The sequence below is a fragment of the Parabacteroides sp. AM08-6 genome (genome assembly GCF_003473295.1).
GTDB lineage: Bacteria > Bacteroidota > Bacteroidia > Bacteroidales > Tannerellaceae > Parabacteroides.
Map to the genome: position 1 here is coordinate 1 of NZ_QRMP01000043.1, position 18,738 is coordinate 18,738.

Here is an 18,738-nt window from a genome sequence, read left to right on the forward strand (position 1 = left end):
CATCTTCAGTTTCAGATTGTTTCTAATGCGTTTGCCCTGTAGGCATATAATTTAATTATTACCGGAAGAAATTTCAATTACAATTGCATGAATCTACACATACAATCGAAACAATTCTGACATTGTGTCATTATTCCGACAAAAATACCCGAAAAGAGATTTTATGTTTCCCAAACAGCGTTTGGCATTTTTTTTGTAATATAACCGGTGATTTACTTTCAAAGAATATTCAATGTTTGACTATTGTTATACGAACAAATAAAATTAAAAACATAATATACTAATTATGAGCGCAAATGGTAAAATAGGTGTTACAAGTGAAAACATCTAATTTTAATATTTTTTCACTACACAATAAAACACAAACACCATGTATGTTTGTGAAAATCAATTAATTACAAAATCTTGACTATTTGATAATACATGCCATTCATGTATGTTTGTGGTAAAATGTTTTACAATTGTTTTACTCAAAAAAAATGTTTTACAAAATGGCAACAATCTCATATTCAATCAACGAACAATGGAGAAAGAGCGACGGAACATTCCGAGTTCGCTATCGTGTTACACAAAAAAGGCAATCTTCTTACCTTTCTACAGACTACTATGTCAATGAAAAACAACTAACTAAAGATCTAAAACTCAAACCGAAGTGTTACGTGTACAATCGCGTGATGAATGACTTATTGCTTATACGCGAAGAATTTAATAATCATCCCAGAAAGTATTCTTGCATGGACTCAAAAGAGATCATTGAAGAACTAAAGATAATCATAACAGGGAAAAACTCTGAACCTATTTATATAAACTCTGTTGTTCAGGAATACTTGTCTTTGAAAGAAGCAAACGGCAAGTATGGAACAGTAGCAAATTATAAAGTCTTCTTGAAAAGAATAAATGAGTTTTTCAAAGGGAAACATACCGACATTAACACGATTACATCAAAAACGCTCCGTGAATTTGAAACTTATATCAGAAATCGCCCCAAAGAAGTAGGCCGCAAAAGAAAAGTAAATAATAGCGGAGTGGTTACGAATATGGTAATGTTTAAGGCTGTCTTGAATTATGCAAGGTTTAAATACAATGATGAAGAAGCTGGCAATATTAAGATCACATGTGATCCATTCAAAAAATACATCATACCAGAACGATGCTTGCCTGTAAAGAGAGCTCTTCTGGTAGACGACCTTCGATTAGTACTTAACTTTAAAGTGAGCAAAAAAGCGCATGAATTGGGTCGCGACTTTTTTAGAATCTCATTTTACCTTTGTGGCATTAATGCCGCTGATATATTTACGATGAAAGCCCCCAGAAACGGATACCTTGAATATAAACGTGAAAAGACAAAAGATAAACGAAGAGACGAAGCTTATATGCGAATAAAGATTCAGCCGGAGTTGGAACCATTGCTTATGAAGTACAAGGACGAAACCGGAAAAAGAGCATTCAACTTTTATCAACGTGGTTTAGCTTACTTATCTTTTGCGAAAATGATAAACAAGTCCCTGTACTTGATTAGAGATGAATTAGGATTAGACCGACTATGCACCTACTCCTGTAGGCATTCTTGGGCTACAATAGCCTACAACGACCTGAATATAAGCAAAAGTGATATTGCGGCATGTCTCAATCATAAAGATTCCCGTTACGTTGTCACTGACTATTACATAACCCAGGACTTTGCCAAAGTTGACGCTGCGAATAGAAAAGTATTGGATTATGTTTTATATGATAAGATAGAAAGTTAAAAAGGGAGGCTTGACCTCCCTACTCTATTTGTAGCAGATTTTACAAGATCTCTTCCCCTGTCCCTTAGCTTGGTCCAATGTAATACATTTCACTTCTCCCTTACAGTTTTTCAAATGATGTAAATCTTTAAGATATATATTGCTATTAATAGTAAAATATATTTAAAACACTTGTCGCGTATTACTATTAATAGTATATTTGCGTCATAAAAGTAGAACAATCTAAAATATACAGAAATGAGAGAGCAAATAAGAAGAGAAATGCAACTGCAAGGTTTATCCGCGTCTAAATTGGCGGAAAAAGCTGGTGTAAGAATAGCTTCGTTTACGGAGTATTTGTCCGAAAAAAAAGAATTGAGGTCTGACAACCTCGAAAAAATATTCGGAGTGCTAAAACTGAAATTGCAGTCAGCCGACGAAATGGCCAGTGAGTTCCGGAGTGGCTCGCTTTTCCCCATTTATGAAAGGATGATGGCAGATGCTTACACGCAGGGTTTGACGTCAAATTCGCAAGTAAGCAAGGTTAGATTGGCCTCATACATTTGTGGATTTTTATCTGCAATAATAGCCAGAAATGTAGAGCAGGAAAAATCATTCGCTTTTCTTGATAAGGTCGTTTACCAAGAAAACGCCAAAAAACCATATTTATTTAACAAGTCGGTTTTAAAAATGGCATTATATGCAGAATATTGGGACTCAGACGAAAAAAAACTATTTGCAGTACTTTGTTCTGAAATTTCAGATTTGGGTACGGACGAAATGGACAATGCAGCTTTTTTAGCTGCATTTATGAGGTACATATTTTAATTTAATAAACAAAAGGCAGTAAGTTCAATACTCTACTGCCTTTTTTTGTGTCCGGGCGGTTTCTAAGTCGGACACTTTTTATTTCATATCACGAAACCTCTACATTTTTTCTTGGAGTGATAGACTTTAGCATATTTCCCAGTACAGATATATACATTAGTTACTTCTACCGCCCCCGTCAGAGGAAGAAGCAAAGAAATTATCAAAAACAGTTTTAAGATATACTCAAACTTTTTCTTCATCTTAGTTACATATAAAGTTTCTATTTATCCTCATTACGTGCAATGATACTTTGATTAAGCTCCCAAGGTTTTTGTATTTTGAATGGATCTATGTCTTGAGCATACAAAGACGTTGAATCTATTTTTGTTCTTAAGTTCGATAATGGATCAATGCCTTCTATAGTCGTTAAAGACCTTGTTATTTTACTAATATCGTCGCTCAATGATATTAGAGGATTCTTATACATCTCTTTTAGATATGAACCTGAATTAAACGGTTCAATCAAGTCTTGATAAGAGTCGGATGAAAATATTCTGGTCGTAACTTGTTGTTCAGCACTAATTTTTTCTACTTCATTAATAGTGTTTTCTTCTATTGAACTATCATGTAGCCCCTTTACATATTTCAGGAAGTCCATTGCGTTGTAGATAAGAATACGCTTTCCCGTTTCATCATGAAATTCTCGAATCAATTCTTTACGAGGTGAAATAGACATTCCTCCCTCTTTTATCCACCAATCTTCTTTATTGTCATCTGTTACAAAAATGAGAGATTTTTTATCAGCTTTTGATTTTTCAATTAATTGTTTCCATAAAACCAGATCGCCATAACAGTTGGTTGTATCATCCTCTTTTTTACTTTTCTTATCACAGTATCCAGGAGGAATTTTATCTTTATATCGAGAATCTCCCTCCTTATATATTTCGATTAGACGCTCTTTATGAAAAGCCTCTCCTATCTTCTTATCAAATAAATTCGTTATTCGATCTAAAACAGGATCGCAGTCGGCGTAGTTTGGATGTTTTTGCTCCAAATCCATCAAGTACTTTTTGACATCAGACAAGCAATTGTCTAAAATTTCATTTAGAACATTCGCCTCGATAAGAGGATGATTCGTTTTGCTTATTTGAGATCTCAACTCATTAATCTTTAACGCTATTCTATCATTCCATTCTTTGTAGGATAACTTTAACCCTCTGAACAAATTTCTTCTGTTAGTAAAAAACTCCTCTCCTGCTTGATAGGTCAGCCATAATTGATCTTTGCATTTCTCTAATGCAGCAAAGAACTCTTCACGTGTTTTTTCCGTATATCTATAGAAATTAAGTAGAATATTGGCATCAACAGAAATATTCCCATTTTTCCAAATTTCTTCAACCTCTTCTGTCTTAGGATCAATATACTCGTAAAATTTATCTTTCATTTCGTTTTTTACTTTTGTTTCTTATATAAATATTCTGTATACTCGTATCAAACTATTTTGTTATGGAACTTGACTGCTTATTCACAAATGACACTCGTCCTCTAATTCGTCCTCGGTTTCTAATCGCCTATGCTCTTTCCGAAGCCAAAGCAAGAAACTTAAACCAGGAAGAAAGCATAGATCTTATGGAAAAGATGCTATGTCAATTCATGGATAAGTTTGAATGTAATATACAGTCTGATCCAGAAGAATATATTTTAGAATTTCTTTTTAGAACTCATACTTGAACAACTAAAACAGTTCTTCTTCCCATTCACTCACATTGTCCCTTATATCCTCATAATATTTATACATTATCAAAGCCAATTTGAACGTTGCACGTTTAGGGTGGTATTTGTTGGTCGTTAAATAACCATAGAAATTACCATCCCTATCGACTACTACTGGTGGATGTGTAGCATATGGGTTCCAAGGACTATAATCGCTATACTCATTTCCATAAGTTCCATATTCATTCCAGATGGACTTGGAGTTATAAGAATTACCGTAATTTGAATATTCATTCCATACGGAATTACTGGAATACCCATTACAATTTATACAACCCAAAAATTCATCATGATCCTTCCCTCCAAATAAAAGTAACGTTTGAGCAGATGCGACCAATGATGTTAGCCAAAATGTAATTAAAAATACAAGTTTCATATTTATCTATTATATACTATGAATTATAAAATCTCGCAATCCACCTCCTACATGTGCATGATCAGAACAAAAAGCAATCAATGCTATGATTATAAAAACAACAATACTATTTACAAGTTTTATTGTGAAGTATCTATCTTGAATATACATATCCCATCCTTCTGAATTACACGCATATTTCATATTATAGTCTATTCCGCAAATTGTTTAGCATCAATGACCATCACTAATTTCGTGCTGTCCATTAATAAATTTAAGATTTCCACTTTCGAGTACGGCTAAAATAGAAGAGATATCAATTTTATCAAACTGATTTCTATACGCAAGGATATACTTAAATTCATTAAATAATGGATTGTAATCATGGTAAAACTCCATATACGTGTTCTTTTCTATTGTAATAGCCATGCACTCTTTTTTATTATCATCAACGATATATTTTATATGACAACAGGGTAGTACTGTATAGCAACATCCGATATTCAATTTTTTCCCATACATATCTAACGTTTCTATTTCTTTGTTATTAATACCAATGATCAGATATGTTTCATCTTCAGGAAAAGACTTTAGTATGTCATCTTCATCAGTAAGATCAAAAGAGGCGACCCCTTTATAATTTTTAGTTATTCCTATCCCTGTAATATATGATTGTATTTTAGACAAATTCAAGCAACTCTCTTTTGAGTAATTTCCAAAATTAGAAAAAGTACAATGAAAATACTTCTGCGCATCCAATATGCCATTATAATAGCGCTTTATATTTAGAATATAAGATAGAATGTCTTCATCAGGCCTAAGACTTGTATGATGATTGACATTAGATCCGATGACTTGGAAGCTTTCACCTTTTGCCATGTTTTCTATTAATTCAATAGCATGTATAGCCATATATACATTTTGGCACTTTGTTTTTAAAACATGAGTCATTTGAAAATTGATAGAATTATCAGAATACTTAAAATCAAACAAACTCCCATCCATTATTGGAGTATCAAATGTAAAGCTCATATTATTATCAGGAAAGCCAAAAACTTTGACAGCAAGCCCATTATATACAAATCCATTATCAAAAAAAATATCTACATTCCCTTTAAACGTCGGATTATGAGAAATCGAAACTTTCTCTAATTTATCAGGTTTTACTACTGTTAGCCCATTAACCTCGGCTGTAAAATTGAAAAGTTGATCTTTATTTATCTCAATCGGAGGAGGATTATAAGACAATACTGGCTCAAAGAGCTTTTCTGCTATATTCTTGGATATATTAAACTTTAACAGAGCCGTTAATGGTGCTTCGTCAACCGCTTCAAAACCCATTATTTGATTTGTAGAATTCTCAACCTTAATTATAGGGCTTACCTTATTCTTTATAAAAACTTTCTTTACAACATCAATGTTCCCTTTTGAAATATCATCAATAGCATTTTCTTTTATATTAGCAGTAAGCTTGTCAATAAACTCTATGCAATCAATATCATAGTAACGAATTCCTCTTTTCATTAAAGCCGCTTGATCATAATTAGACCAACCAGGAGCTAAAAGAAACATCTCCTTTTGGTGTTCCCCCACACATTTTTGAATATTATCTAATATCTCTTCAATGTTTCCATCACCCATACTGTATCCTAAAAAGATTATATTCTTTTGTACCATTTCAGCTTTAACGATACCCCATAATTGAGGACAAGAGACATCATTAGCAAAAGTTTTTCTATTATAGTCTCCTCTTGTTACAATAATACGCTCCTTATCTGTAACATCACCATGTATTTTAAATACATGGACCTTGTTAGAGTCTAAATATGTGCAATCACTGTCATTATGCAATACTTGACATTCATCGCTTCCATAACCGGTTTCTATCAGTCTGTCGTAGTTAGTCGTAATAATTGTTTTAAAATAAGGAATAGCCCCTAACTTGCTATGAAAATCCATATAAGCAGAAGTATGATCAAATCGTTTTAGAACCATTTGAATCAAAGAATTCCTGTTTCTTCTTTTTTCAAACTCTTCCGCCATATCGGGTAAGAGAAGACCGTTCTGCATCCCTTGTCTCTCATTCTCTTTTAATTCATCAAAAAGATTTTGAGCAAATTCTCTACCACTAGGAAAACCTGCAGTCATAGAACAACCGGCTCCCACAAAAAGAAGAACCTCCCCCCTTCTTACTAATTCAAATATATGTTCTAACATAACTACAATTGTACTTATCTAAGAATTATTCAAACTTTCTATTTGCCCAAATGACTTGCAATGCTGTTATAAAGAGTACTAAAGCCACTCCCGTAATAGTAATACCTAATATTATCTTTGGAGCAGTATAATCCATATCTAATCCCCAAGGAAGCATTACTGAAGAATAACCATGAAACAACATTGCTATAGAAGGAATGATTTTACTCACAGCATTATCAATCATGGACAACATCGGAGATAATACCAATGTACAAATTGAAATAAAAATGGCTACCAAGACCGATCCACATAAAAGACCAACAATAACACCTCCCCACCCAAAAGACATAACCCAAGGCGTTAGCCAATAAAAGAGCAACCAAATAATATATGATGCTACTATTCCGTACAAAGCAGATCCCAAAAACTTTAATATTGCCATAATATTATATTTTAATCAAATGTTTCATCTTCTATCAATCCATCCCACCCTCCCTATGCCCTAAAACATAGCTTAGGTGTTGTTTTTCTTTTTATCTTTACATTTCGGGGAAAGGAAGACTATGCGCCCGCGCTTTCCTCAACACCTAACTTGCGGCGTAGTTCCGCGTTCTCATTCTCCAGCCTGTCAATTTCTTTTAATGCAAGCTTTAACAATTTGTCCTTTTCGTACATGTTTATATTTAGATTTAAGTTATCCCCTGAAACTATTTCAAAGGATTGTTTTTCCATTTCACCACGTCCAGTCAGAAGCCATTCTAAATTTACATTAGAATAAACATCTGCAATACTAATTAAAATATCATCTGGCACAGATGGGTATTTTTGAGTTCTTGTATCCAAATTAAAAATACGGTTCAGCCTTTGTTGAGTAATATTTGGTAAAGTAGTAGAGAATAAAGCAACATTTCCATTGCTATATTTCTGTACAATATCTTTGATTCGAGAATTCAAACCAGGTAATAAGTTTTCTGCTCTATTATTCATATTTACTGAATTGTTTGTATATTTGTAATCTAAATCAGTTTCTCATGTTACACAAAAAAGAACAAGCCGATAGAAAATTACCTCTTAGATACTATTTCTTTTTAGGTTTTACCTGTGGTGTTATTGGTAGCTTTATTGTAAAAGTCATAGAATGGCTTCTAAGTGTTTTGTGAGCACTACACCTATTATCCCCCCCCTATTACTCCGATAGAGAGTTCTCTGAAATAATTCTTTCTGTTTTCTCTATCCATGTCCTTTTTTAAGCCCAAATATCCGCCTAAGCATAAATGCTTTATGTCTTTATCTGTTATGCTATAGTCAAACCTATTTGTAAATAGATCATTCTTTTCTTTTTTAACTAGTCCATCAGTAACAAGTATAGATAAGTCTTCATTGCGAATCCTGTTGTTAAGGAGGAAATCCTCATCACACAAGCATCCATCTCTTTGATATATGAACCTTAAAGCCTTATCAAGTAATCCATATCTGCATTTATCCATACACGCAACTGTTAATTAAAGTTATATATACAAACATTTCAGTATTGATAAATAATAAATACTGAAATGTTTGTATATTTGTCCCCGTAATCAATCACATGCCCCACGCACGAGGCACAAATTGAAATGAATTTTCAAAAGTAGTTAATATATATGGAAACAACAACAACAAAGAAGAAAATTAACCCGGTCGCAATAAAAACAAAGACCGATGTGCAAGGAACGCTCCTTGCCTTGAAGATTGGTGTTCCTACTGTCATAAAGAATACCCAGATTAAAGCATGTTCTATCCGGAGTGCTATACGCAAATTAACCATTAAAGGATACTCATTTAAGCAATCGGAGGAAGGCCGGATAGACGATGTAATAGTAACCCGCCTAAAATGATAGCCATGAGAGTAGATACAGAATTATCGGAAATCATTCGCCTTGTGAAAGAGGCCTATGAATCTGGAGCCGAAAAAGTGCTTGCAGAAATTGGACATAAAGATTTCATGTATCAAAATGAGGCTTTTAGAAAATACGGACGAATTACGGTTGAAAAATGGCGGGACGCAGGGCTTATTAGAGTATTCAAAGATGGAGAGAGATCGTCTAGGATAAGAATACCAATAGAAGACTTGCACCGTGTTTCAATGTCTTCAAATATTCACAAATTGGTTAAGTAGCCATTAAAATCAAACAACATAAAAGACTACCGTCGTGAGACAGGTTAATTTGTTTTCATAGCTTTTTTTTTTGACAGCCTGGAAAGACAGGCAACGGGCTTTTAACTCAGCAGTAGGTCAGAGTATCAGACTCATAATCTGAAGGTCCCCGGTTCAAGCCCGGGAAGGCCCACTTTCGTAAGCGTTCTTTGAAATAGTGGATAAATCCTATGATCCAGTAAATGGGCTTTAGCTCGGGCTGGCAAATAGGTTATTCCAGTAGATCAGCAGCAAACTGTTTGAGGTTATTGCTTCCGGTGTCGTTTAACCGGTGCTGTCGATGTGAAGCTGGGATATGTGGCGTTCATCATTTGATGATTCCTTTCGGTGTTACCTGGTCATGAGGTTGGCTAACCGTCGTCACAGAGAAAATATACTCCCGGTCATGAAGGCGTTATGTCGGTGATTGGATTACCTACCGGGAACAAACAAAAATAAAAAGAAATTGAACCTTATGGTGTAAAGATCAACCGTAGTTTTACATGAATACGAAAAAATATATTGGAACAAAAGAGATTAACGCTATTCCTATGAACCGACAGGAGTATAACGATTTCAGAGGATGGGAACTTCCTGCCGACGAGAACGGCTCTGATGAAGGTTACTTAGTTGAATATGTAGATGGAGGTAAGGCAAACACGCCTCAATATGCAGGATATGTAAGTTGGTCTCCTAAAGATGTGTTTGAAAGAGCTTACAAGTCAATCGAAACTCCGCTGGACAGACTTTATATCGAGCGCGATGAGTTGATGGATAAATACAACAAATTGGTTTTATTCCTCGGTCGTGAAGATGCAGAGTCTATTGCAGGTGAAATGCAAGTTGAATTAATGGAACTACAGAAAATTCAAATGCACGACTACCTGTTGACTTTAAGAACTCGCATTGAGCTGATGAAGAAGTAGTTACAATTTGCTCCCGACATTTGTTTCGGGAGCAATAAACATAAGAATATGAAAATTAAAATCATAGGTTCATGCAATATGTGTGGAAAACAAGTGCATGAGCATGGGTTTGTAAAGGAAGGAGATAAATTATTTCATAGGAGTTGTTATGAAAAACAATTCGCTTCGCACTCGAAGAAACCATATCAATATGCAAGAAAAAAATCCTGCTTTAGTGGTAGTCCTTGACATTGCCAATGGCCTGAATCTTTTTGACCACTCTCCACTTTGAAAACAAAAAAATGTCTTCCTTGAAACAATTTAATCCCACAATAATATGAAGATTACACAATTTGCATGCCTGGTACTAATCGTGCCAATGATAATCATAACATTTATCGGAATGTTTTTCAATCCAGCTCACATTATCACCTTTATAGGTTCTTCTTTACTATTTTACGCAACATACAAGGAGAAGAGATGGTGAAAGAAATAATAAGACGCCTTCCCGATGGTGATACTGACTATGACGGAGAAGAAACTGAAGATCCATCATTCGACGAAATGCTGGAAGAATGGAGATTTGAAATGAATACGTACAACTACTAAAGAATAAAATCATGGAACCAGAAGATTACAATGTTACACCAATTGAGACTGAACAGATTCAAATAGCCCAAGCTGATACGATAGAAAGAGCGAGTGTTGATTCCCAGGTGGCCACCGCCAAACAATATCCAAGAGATGTGCGAAAGTGCATAAACAACTCCATCGTAATTGTCACTATGGATATTGAGACTGCCAAATCTTGCTCTTATGCATTGTCCAGGGGCGGAAAATTAATAACCGGCCCATCTGTACATCTTGCAAAAATCCTGGCTACAAATTGGGGAAATATCAGAACAGAGGCAAAAGTTGTCCAAATAACAGACAAACAGATCATCAGCAGAGGAACCGCCTGGGATCTGGAAACAAATGTCGCATCTGCATTCGAAGTTAGCCGAAGCATAGTCGACAGCAAAGGCAAGCGATACTCTAACGACATGATTGTCGTTACCGGGAATGCCGTCAATTCAATAGCCTATCGTAATGCTGTTTTTGCCGTGATACCTAAAGCTATCACCGATAGAGTGTATCAAGCTGCGCAAAAATATATCACAGGTGATCTATCCGACGCCGATAAGCTCCTGAAATTCCGTACAACCCTTATTAATACATTCAAAAACGAGTACGGAATAAGCGAATCCGAAGTGATAAAACTATGTGGCAAACAGACCACCAATCAAATAAAAACAGATGAAATCACCTTCCTTATTGGCGTTAGTCAATCCTTAAAAGATGGAGACACCACTGTAGATGATTTGATGAAACCCATCAGGAAAGTAAAAGAAGACATCACCACAAAGAAAACAAGGATGAAAACTAAAAAAGTTGACAAACTACCATGAATAAATACTCATCATACAGCGACGCTGAACTTGAAGAATTGTTTTCCTATTACCTAATTGATTCTTGGAGTTATAGCAAAGTAGCCTCATTTTCCAGAAATGAAAAAGAGTTTGAAAAGACATATATCTACAGAGAAAAATCAAGAATATCAGCCAGTACAGTTGCTGGAAACGCTTACCACGTTGCCCTCGAACTCTTTTTCAATCAGTTAAAAGACGGAGTGGAAACCCCGCTGGCCGAAATAGAACAAATCGCATTTGCTTATATAGACAACACTCCGGCGAACGTCTGGAAAACGCAGAAGACTACCCCAACAATTGAAGAATGCAACCTGAAAGCAACAAAGGTTTGCACTTCGCTACTTAAAAACTTCTACAGTGAGAAATCAATTTATATGTCCGGCCTGAGTGAAATCTTAGGCGTAGAACTAAGATGCGATGAATGGCTGGTTATAAACGGAGTCGATATTCCCCTGCCCTGTCATGCCAACATAGATCTTGTGCTAAGACTTGACGACGGGAAGATTGTTATCGTTGACCATAAATCGAAATCAAAATTCACGGACGAAGACGAGCTTGCCTTAGTGTGTGGGAAACAAGCTATAACTTATATCTTGAATTTCGAATCGAAGACCGGCATTAAGGTTGATGAAGTATGGTTCATCGAAAACAAAGATTCCAAGAATAAAGACAATTCACCCCAGCTCAAAAAATTCAAGATTATCCTTGATAACGATACCCGTAAACTATACGAAGCTTTATTGTACGAACCGCTCAAAAGAATGATAGAGGCCGTTTCCGATCCCGACTACGTCTATATGATCAATGACAACGACAACTTCATAGACCGAGCAGAACTCTATGATTTCTGGGCCAAAACGATGATTGCAGAAGTGGACGATTTCAATATTCCGGATAAGAAAAAAGAACTGATTTCCCGAAGGCAAAAAAAGATCCGAGACGCTTCGATTGGAAATATAAGCCCTAAGACTATCACTTCATTCAGAGACAACGCGGCATCATTTATTACTTACGACTTATCAAATACAAATATGACAAACGGAGAAAAAATAGAACACGCCCTAAGAACATTTGGGGTTATCGTAAAAGTGGCACACGAGATATCGGGGTATTCTTCCAATACTTTTTTATTGGAAGTATCAGCCGGTGTTAAAATCTCGAATGTAATGAAATACCGATTAGATATTGCAAATGCCTTAGATGTCTCCTCGGTAAGAATCGGAAATGACCTAATGGTTTATAATGACAAATCATACCTGTTCATCGAAACATCAAAAAAGAGAACGGATACATTATTTTGGGATAAGAAATACCTGGTAGAAGAAAAAATCCCTATCGGAGTTGATAATTTCGGTAGGACAGTCGTTTGGGACATGAATAACCATTCCACCCCACACATGTTAATATGCGGTGCGACAGGAAGCGGAAAGTCTGTATCTATCATCTCTACTTTAAAATACGCTAAAGCCGCCGGGATCAAAAACATCTACATCTTTGATCCTAAATACGAGTTTTGTTCATACAGTGGTTCTGCCAAGGTATTCAATGAAATAGAGGATATAGAAGAGCAAATGAGACTTTTGGTTGTAGATATGCAAAAACGGGCTAAGACAGGCAGATACACTAAAACTCTAATAATCTTTGATGAGTTTGCCGATGCGGTTGCCTCTGCTAAAAGTGGTCCCGAGCTGGACATTAAAGAAGAAGTCGTTGTTAGAGTATCAGCCAGAGGTATTCCTAAAAAAGAATTAAAGACCGTTGGCCGACTGAAATCCTTGGAAGAGAACTTAAAGATTCTACTCCAAAAAGGAAGGTCTCTCGGCTTCCGAATAGTTGCAGCGACCCAACGTGCATCTGTCAATGTCATAACCGGAGATGCCAAAGTCAATTTTCCCGTTCAAATATGCTTCCGGGTTCCTAAAGAAATCGACTCTAAAGTTGTAATTGACGAAGCCGGGGCAGAAACTCTAAACGGTATGGGAGACGGATTAATGAAGTCACCCGAATATCTTAATGTTGTTAGATTTCAAGGATTCTATTACAAACAATAGAGATGAATATATGCAAATCGGATATAGAAAACATAATCCGCCTACTTGAAAAAGGCGCAGAATATATCGAAAGATATTCTATAAAACCTCGCGATCAAGATAAAGCGAGACAAATAAAATTCATGATTAGAAAACTCAAAAGAAAAAATCAAAATGCATAATTGGTTCGAATGTAAAGTCTCCTATGAAAAAGTACTGGAGAATGGAATGCAAAAGAAAGTGACGGAGCCTTATTTGGTGGATGCTTTGTCGTTCACAGAAGCGGAAGCTCGCATAACTGAAGAAGTCCGCCCCTTTATATCCGGGGAATTTACAGTGACAGACATCAAACGCGCCCGCCTGTCAGAACTGTTCTTCAACGAAAACGGCGACCGTTTTTATAAATTCAAAATTTATTTCATTACGCTTGATGAAACAACCAAGAGTGAGAAAAAGACTGCTGCTAATATGCTTGCGCAGGCCAACACATTAAAAGAAGCTATCACCGTATTGGAAGAGGGCATGAAAGGTACATTGGCTGATTATACCATCGCATCCGTTGCGGAAACCCAGATAATGGATGTTTTTCCTTTTAATGCCGAAATAAACAAAAGAGCTGATGATATAAATAAGCAAGAGATTGAAAAGGCAATATCCGAGGAAGGCAAAACGATCGAGGATAAAATGCGCGAAGCAAAAGAAATCATTACCCGTGATCCGAAATCGGGAGATGGTGACCTAATCACTCGCACTCAATCTTTCATCCGCCAGAAAGCTGGATATGATAAAGAAAAATATAAAGAGTCTGCGATAGAGATGGCTTTACTGCAACGCTCGCCAGCCGCACAAGTCTGGTTTATGGGATGTGGCCAGCTCCTAATCGAAGAAATAGACATCTAATTTATTTCGAAATGAACATAGAAACATTAAATAACTGCTCACAAGCCCTTTTTCTTATAATGCTAATTTTCGGCCTTATGGCTGCCGTCCTTATCATCTTACGTCTTATCAACAAAAGAAAGACCGATGAAGCCAAATAAGTATCATAATATCCGGACAGCCGGCTATGACAGCCGAAAAGAAAAAAGACGCGCTGATGAATTAAAACTGCTACAGAAGGCAGGGCTAATTTCCGACTTGCAAGAACAAGTCAAATTTGAGCTTATTCCTTCACTATATGAAGTGATAAACGGGAAAAAGAAATGCATAGAACGATCCTGTCATTATGTGGCAGACTTCGTTTATGTCGAAAACTCACAACTTGTAGTCGAAGATGTAAAATCCCCGACTACCAGAAAAAACAAAGAATATATTATCAAAAAGAAACTCATGCTCTACTTGCATGGCATAAAGATTAGAGAAAAATGAATGAAACAAAATCCAAGCACCTCTCAATTCCACTGCTCCAACAGAGATTAGATAAAATCTTTTCCGAGTACATCCGTCTTCGGGACGCAAACGAAAATGGTTTTAGCCGTTGCGCCACATGTGGAACGATGTGGAGATGGCAAATCATGCAGAACGGTCATTATGTTGACCGCCGACATATAGGAACCCGATATGATGAAAGAAACTGCCACTCGCAATGCTCTAATTGCAATATTGGGTTGCGTGGTAACCTTGACCGATACAAACGATTTATTATTGAAAAATACGGAGTAAAGGTTCTTGAAGAGTTGGAATCAGCGAGACGGTCTACTGTGAAATGGACCATTGCGGACTATCAGGAAAAAATCGAATATTACAAAGCTCAAATAAAACGTCTCAAAAAAGAGAAAGGACTTTAACATGGCTAAAACCGGATTCCCTTATTACAGAGCCGAGACAGATCGTTTCCAGGACATCCGGATTAAACGATTAAAGAAGGAATTTAAAGGTACCGGTTATGCTGTTTATTCATATATACTCAATGAGATCTACCGAGTAAAAGGTTGCTTCCTGGAGTGGGACGAAAATACTGCCTTTGACGTATCCGAATACTGGGATCTGAAAGAGAGTCAAGTAGAAGAGATAGTGAAATACTGTTGTGCAATCGGGCTCTTTGACAAGGGACTATTCACAAACGGGAGAGTAATTACTTCACGGGCAATTCAGATAAGATACCTTGAAATGAGTAAACTGGCAAAAAGGACAAACTTTAATATTCCTGATAATATCTGTCTTATTCCGGAAGAAATACCAAAACTTCCAGAAGAAATAAGAAAACCTACAGAATTTTCAGACAAAGTAGAGTATAGTATAGAAAAGAATAGTAAAGAAAAGAAATATCCCCCTCTATCCCCCACAGGGGAAAATGGAGGATGCAAAAATATTCTTAATTTAAAAGACTCTAATAATGACAGAATAGAAAGAAACTTTGAAGGTTTAACACTCAGGCTAAAAAAGATGAATATTCCTCCTGATGATTTCAACACTATCTGTCAACTATCCAACAACGGAGAAATCGGGCATCCAGTCTGGAGTATAATTCCTAACGCAGAACGAGGAGGAAGCCGTCTGCATTCTCCCGGCAAATACATTATTTCAGAATTAAAGAAAACATTAAAAAAATGATTTATTATCACTTACTATCCAAAGACCAGGCCGAGGAAGCCCTAAAACTTCCCAACCTGATATTTCAAAAAAAATTCAGAAAACCGGACAATTGCGGTTATTACGGGGCGCTCGATAAGTCGTTCGGATGTCCATTTTTATTTCGCTCAAACAAAGACCGGATAAATATCATTAAAAGGTGCAAGAGGTGTACTTGCGGAAAGGTGGGAAATGACGCATAAAATAAAATGCTACGGCAACACCTGTCCGGATCGGCACGACTGCCAGTTATACACGACCGAGGCAGAATCCAAGAAGACGGAACCGGATGAAAAGACGGTGAAGAAGTGTGAGTTTTTCGTGAAGAAAACAAACGAATCTCACAATTGTGGTGAATGCTCCTTAATTGAGAATGAAGACATGACTGGGGCCGGATGGTGTGCTTTCCACCAAAAGCCGATTATGTGTGATGATGTAGCCTGTGATGATGGGTTGAAGAAAGGAGGTGAAAAATGAAAAATAAGATAGAATGTTTGATAATTGCAGTACTGATAATTTCATCAGCCGTGTAAACTCTGTTCTCTCGAATAAAGGTAAACAGGGAGAGCTTGGGTTATGAGAATACTTGACTTACCTCTAAAGGCTGTCTGGTATCTTATGATCGAGAACGGCGAGAAGCCTGAAGAGTACCGAGAGATAAAAGAGCACTGGATTCGTCGATTAGTATGGATTCATGATTACATAGATGATCCTTGTGTTTTTAGTGAGTTTGTGAATGAATTAAGAGAACCTTTCGGATACACCAGAGAGGAACTATTTAAAGAGTATTGTGCTGAATTTGCCTATTACTCACACGTCCGCTTCCGGTACGGCTACACGAAACGAACCATGTTATTCAAACTGGATAACATTTCTATTGGTAAAGGTAATCCAAATTGGGGAGCACCTGAACATGAAGTATTCATTTTAAAATTAGGAGAAAAAATAGATGAGTAAGATATACACACCCCTTGGTGCAACAAACCACTGTAAGGGTGAACGAGAAAAAGACGATTTCTACGCTACAGACCCAGTAGCGATAGATAAACTATTTGAAAAAGAAGAATTCCATTACCGCATCTGGGAACCTGCATGTGGAATGGGCCACCTATCTAAGAGGATGACAGAGTTGGGCCATGATGTCCTTTCTACCGAATTGGTAGATAGGGGGTATGGAATTACTGGAATAGACTTCTTCGATTGTAAGGAGTGCTTCGATGGTGACATTATAACTAATCCCCCATACTCCAAGGGGCTTGATTTTGTAAAAAAGGCCTTGGATTGTGTACATCCGGGAAGAAAAGTTGCAATGTTCTTGAAACTTCTCTTCTTAGAAGGGAAGTCAAGAAGAGAATTTTACGAAGATAATCCTCCAGCAAGGATTTATGTATTCTCTTCAAGAATAGCCTGTGCCAAGAATGGTGATTTTGAAGCCATTAAGGAAAATGGCGGAAGCGCTGTATGCTATGCTTGGTTTGTATGGGAAAAGGGATTTAAAGGAAGGCCAGTTATTGATTGGATTTAAAACAAATGAATATTAGCCATGTTGGTTTCAATTAATAATTAACTAACAACTAAAAAAATGAAACAAATTATAGCAAAATTAGCATCAACTAATAGTACGCAAAGATATTATGAACTATCCTCTCCGATTTACAAAGGTCGAAGATTTGGAAGCGATGTTGATATTGTCGCAGAACTTGAAGAATGCAAAGAGAAACGGATAAAGCCGGAATGCAAGCACCTACTTCGCACAGACGGATGCCACATTATATGTATATCAGACGCATATACTCATATTGAAAGGCTTGCATTCGTTGGTGAAAAATTTCCGTCAGGATATGGTCGGACTAGTGTTCAAATAGACGGATCTCATACCATGAGGATACATGGCGGTGATGAAAGATACATTTATCCCGATGAAGTGTATTTAAGACATCTTGGAATAATTAACGGTGTACAAATAATTTTAGAGACAGAACGTAAATAAATAATAACGAATCATGGATACTATTTATAAATATCCTTTGGAGTTAAAGGACAAACAGACGATAGAGATGCCGATAGGTTCCCAAATATTGTGTGTCCAAACGCAATTCGACAAACCTTGCATTTGGGCTATGGTTAATCCTAATTTACCTCCTGTTGGGGTGAAGATAGAAATCTACGGAACAGGAGGAAGTATTACAAATCCATATCCTAGCTATCTGAAATATATAGGAACATTTCAGATTTACAGAGGGCATGAAGTCTATCACGTGTTTCTGAATGAATTAGTATCAGTTCCAATCAACAATAAGAAGAAATGAGCATTATGAATCGAATACAAGAGTTAGAAGCTGAAATACAGCGTATAAAGAAAGAAGAAGCCGAGAGTAAAAAAGCTAAATACCAGCATTTTGTCGGTAAGTATGTGCATAGAGCGCATACTTCGTATGAAAAGATTATCGGCATAGACCGAATTGATACAGACGAATTTGGTGACGAAGTAGTATTTGATAGTATTCATGTATATTACGATAATAGAGGAGATGAATACAACAATGATGCAAGCATCAATTTACAAGGCTGGGGACAAGCCTATGCCGAAGAACTTGAAAAGCAACTGATATCCCCTGAAACTTTCAATAAGGCACTGAATGATTGCATTGATTTAATTAAACGGAGATTGGTGTAAAACTAAAAAAGGTAGAGCTTCATTTGCAGAGAAAAGGTGAAAATAATAC

Annotated in this window: 23 protein-coding genes, 1 tRNA gene and 1 pseudogene; 19 read left to right on the top strand and 6 right to left on the bottom strand. The window is 36.4% G+C overall.

Features of this window, described 5'->3' with window-relative positions:
* Positions 1 to 491 precede the first annotated feature (491 nt).
* Both DW103_RS16810 and DW103_RS16815 read left to right on the top strand, forming a co-directional pair.
* Complete coding sequence (locus DW103_RS16810) at positions 492 to 1,748, top strand: phage integrase SAM-like domain-containing protein (RefSeq protein ID WP_158576707.1); 1,257 nt, start codon at positions 492 to 494, stop codon at positions 1,746 to 1,748.
* A 237-nt stretch (positions 1,749 to 1,985) separates the two neighbouring features.
* On the top strand, positions 1,986 to 2,555 hold the full coding sequence (locus DW103_RS16815; protein WP_122278259.1) for a helix-turn-helix transcriptional regulator: 570 nt from the start codon (positions 1,986 to 1,988) through the stop codon (positions 2,553 to 2,555).
* Positions 2,556 to 2,817: 262 nt separating this feature from the next.
* On the opposite strand, the gene DW103_RS16820 is transcribed toward DW103_RS16815, so the two are convergent.
* The 6 genes from DW103_RS16820 to DW103_RS16850 form a co-directional block, all read right to left on the bottom strand.
* A complete protein-coding gene (locus DW103_RS16820) occupies positions 2,818 to 3,981 on the bottom strand; it encodes a PIN-like domain-containing protein (protein WP_122278261.1) in 1,164 nt (387 codons plus the stop codon).
* Between the two features lie 291 nt (positions 3,982 to 4,272).
* Positions 4,273 to 4,686, bottom strand: coding sequence for a hypothetical protein (locus tag DW103_RS16830; RefSeq protein ID WP_122278266.1), 414 nt, complete (start codon positions 4,684 to 4,686; stop codon positions 4,273 to 4,275).
* A gap of 213 nt (positions 4,687 to 4,899) precedes the next feature.
* Entirely contained in the window at positions 4,900 to 6,882 is a 1,983-nt protein-coding gene (locus DW103_RS16835) for an SIR2 family protein (RefSeq protein WP_122278268.1), read from the bottom strand.
* 25 nt (positions 6,883 to 6,907) lie between these two features.
* Entirely contained in the window at positions 6,908 to 7,306 is a 399-nt protein-coding gene (locus tag DW103_RS16840) for a hypothetical protein (protein WP_122278270.1), read from the bottom strand.
* 119 nt (positions 7,307 to 7,425) lie between these two features.
* The gene (locus DW103_RS16845) at positions 7,426 to 7,851 is read right to left on the bottom strand and encodes a hypothetical protein (protein WP_122278272.1); all 426 of its coding nucleotides are present in this window, start codon (positions 7,849 to 7,851) and stop codon (positions 7,426 to 7,428) included.
* 185 nt (positions 7,852 to 8,036) lie between these two features.
* A complete protein-coding gene (locus DW103_RS16850) occupies positions 8,037 to 8,351 on the bottom strand; it encodes a hypothetical protein (RefSeq protein ID WP_122278274.1) in 315 nt (104 codons plus the stop codon).
* Positions 8,352 to 8,504: 153 nt separating this feature from the next.
* Between DW103_RS16850 and DW103_RS16855 the strand changes: the two genes are divergently transcribed.
* From DW103_RS16855 to DW103_RS16945, 17 genes and pseudogenes are all read left to right on the top strand, one after another.
* Entirely contained in the window at positions 8,505 to 8,738 is a 234-nt protein-coding gene (locus DW103_RS16855; protein WP_122278276.1) for a hypothetical protein, read from the top strand.
* Between the two features lie 5 nt (positions 8,739 to 8,743).
* Positions 8,744 to 9,019: a hypothetical protein gene (locus tag DW103_RS16860; protein ID WP_147381232.1), complete on the top strand. Its 276-nt coding sequence runs from the start codon at positions 8,744 to 8,746 to the stop codon at positions 9,017 to 9,019.
* 95 nt (positions 9,020 to 9,114) lie between these two features.
* A tRNA-Ile gene (locus DW103_RS16865) sits at positions 9,115 to 9,191 on the top strand.
* 349 nt (positions 9,192 to 9,540) lie between these two features.
* Positions 9,541 to 9,963, top strand: coding sequence for a hypothetical protein (locus tag DW103_RS16870; protein WP_122278280.1), 423 nt, complete (start codon positions 9,541 to 9,543; stop codon positions 9,961 to 9,963).
* 336 nt (positions 9,964 to 10,299) lie between these two features.
* Positions 10,300 to 10,551, top strand: coding sequence for a hypothetical protein (locus tag DW103_RS16880; RefSeq protein WP_122278284.1), 252 nt, complete (start codon positions 10,300 to 10,302; stop codon positions 10,549 to 10,551).
* An 11-nt stretch (positions 10,552 to 10,562) separates the two neighbouring features.
* The gene (locus DW103_RS16885; protein ID WP_122278286.1) at positions 10,563 to 11,390 is read left to right on the top strand and encodes a hypothetical protein; all 828 of its coding nucleotides are present in this window, start codon (positions 10,563 to 10,565) and stop codon (positions 11,388 to 11,390) included.
* Positions 11,387 to 13,462: a DNA translocase FtsK gene (locus tag DW103_RS16890; RefSeq protein ID WP_122278288.1), complete on the top strand. Its 2,076-nt coding sequence runs from the start codon at positions 11,387 to 11,389 to the stop codon at positions 13,460 to 13,462. The genes DW103_RS16885 and DW103_RS16890 overlap by 4 nt, the downstream gene beginning before the upstream one ends.
* A 153-nt stretch (positions 13,463 to 13,615) precedes the next feature.
* Positions 13,616 to 14,041: pseudogene (locus tag DW103_RS16895) on the top strand (DUF4494 domain-containing protein); the annotation flags it as partial.
* A gap of 426 nt (positions 14,042 to 14,467) precedes the next feature.
* Positions 14,468 to 14,809, top strand: coding sequence for a DUF1064 domain-containing protein (locus DW103_RS16900; RefSeq protein ID WP_122278290.1), 342 nt, complete (start codon positions 14,468 to 14,470; stop codon positions 14,807 to 14,809).
* Positions 14,806 to 15,228, top strand: coding sequence for a recombination protein NinG (locus DW103_RS16905; RefSeq protein ID WP_122278292.1), 423 nt, complete (start codon positions 14,806 to 14,808; stop codon positions 15,226 to 15,228). The genes DW103_RS16900 and DW103_RS16905 overlap by 4 nt, the downstream gene beginning before the upstream one ends.
* A gap of 1 nt (position 15,229) precedes the next feature.
* Entirely contained in the window at positions 15,230 to 15,994 is a 765-nt protein-coding gene (locus DW103_RS16910) for a DUF4373 domain-containing protein (RefSeq protein WP_122278294.1), read from the top strand.
* A 210-nt stretch (positions 15,995 to 16,204) separates the two neighbouring features.
* Complete coding sequence (locus tag DW103_RS16920) at positions 16,205 to 16,489, top strand: high-potential iron-sulfur protein (RefSeq protein ID WP_122278298.1); 285 nt, start codon at positions 16,205 to 16,207, stop codon at positions 16,487 to 16,489.
* 141 nt (positions 16,490 to 16,630) lie between these two features.
* Positions 16,631 to 16,969, top strand: a complete 339-nt coding sequence (locus DW103_RS16925) for a hypothetical protein (RefSeq protein WP_122278308.1) — start codon at positions 16,631 to 16,633, stop codon at positions 16,967 to 16,969.
* On the top strand, positions 16,962 to 17,537 hold the full coding sequence (locus DW103_RS16930; RefSeq protein ID WP_122278300.1) for a hypothetical protein: 576 nt from the start codon (positions 16,962 to 16,964) through the stop codon (positions 17,535 to 17,537). The genes DW103_RS16925 and DW103_RS16930 overlap by 8 nt, the downstream gene beginning before the upstream one ends.
* 57 nt (positions 17,538 to 17,594) lie before the next feature.
* Positions 17,595 to 18,002: a hypothetical protein gene (locus DW103_RS16935; protein ID WP_122278302.1), complete on the top strand. Its 408-nt coding sequence runs from the start codon at positions 17,595 to 17,597 to the stop codon at positions 18,000 to 18,002.
* Positions 18,003 to 18,015: 13 nt separating this feature from the next.
* On the top strand, positions 18,016 to 18,321 hold the full coding sequence (locus DW103_RS16940; RefSeq protein WP_122278304.1) for a hypothetical protein: 306 nt from the start codon (positions 18,016 to 18,018) through the stop codon (positions 18,319 to 18,321).
* A 5-nt stretch (positions 18,322 to 18,326) separates the two neighbouring features.
* Positions 18,327 to 18,689 carry a hypothetical protein gene (locus tag DW103_RS16945; RefSeq protein WP_147381233.1) on the top strand — a complete coding sequence of 121 codons (363 nt, stop codon included), beginning with the start codon at positions 18,327 to 18,329 and terminating at the stop codon, positions 18,687 to 18,689.
* Positions 18,690 to 18,738 lie beyond the last annotated feature (49 nt).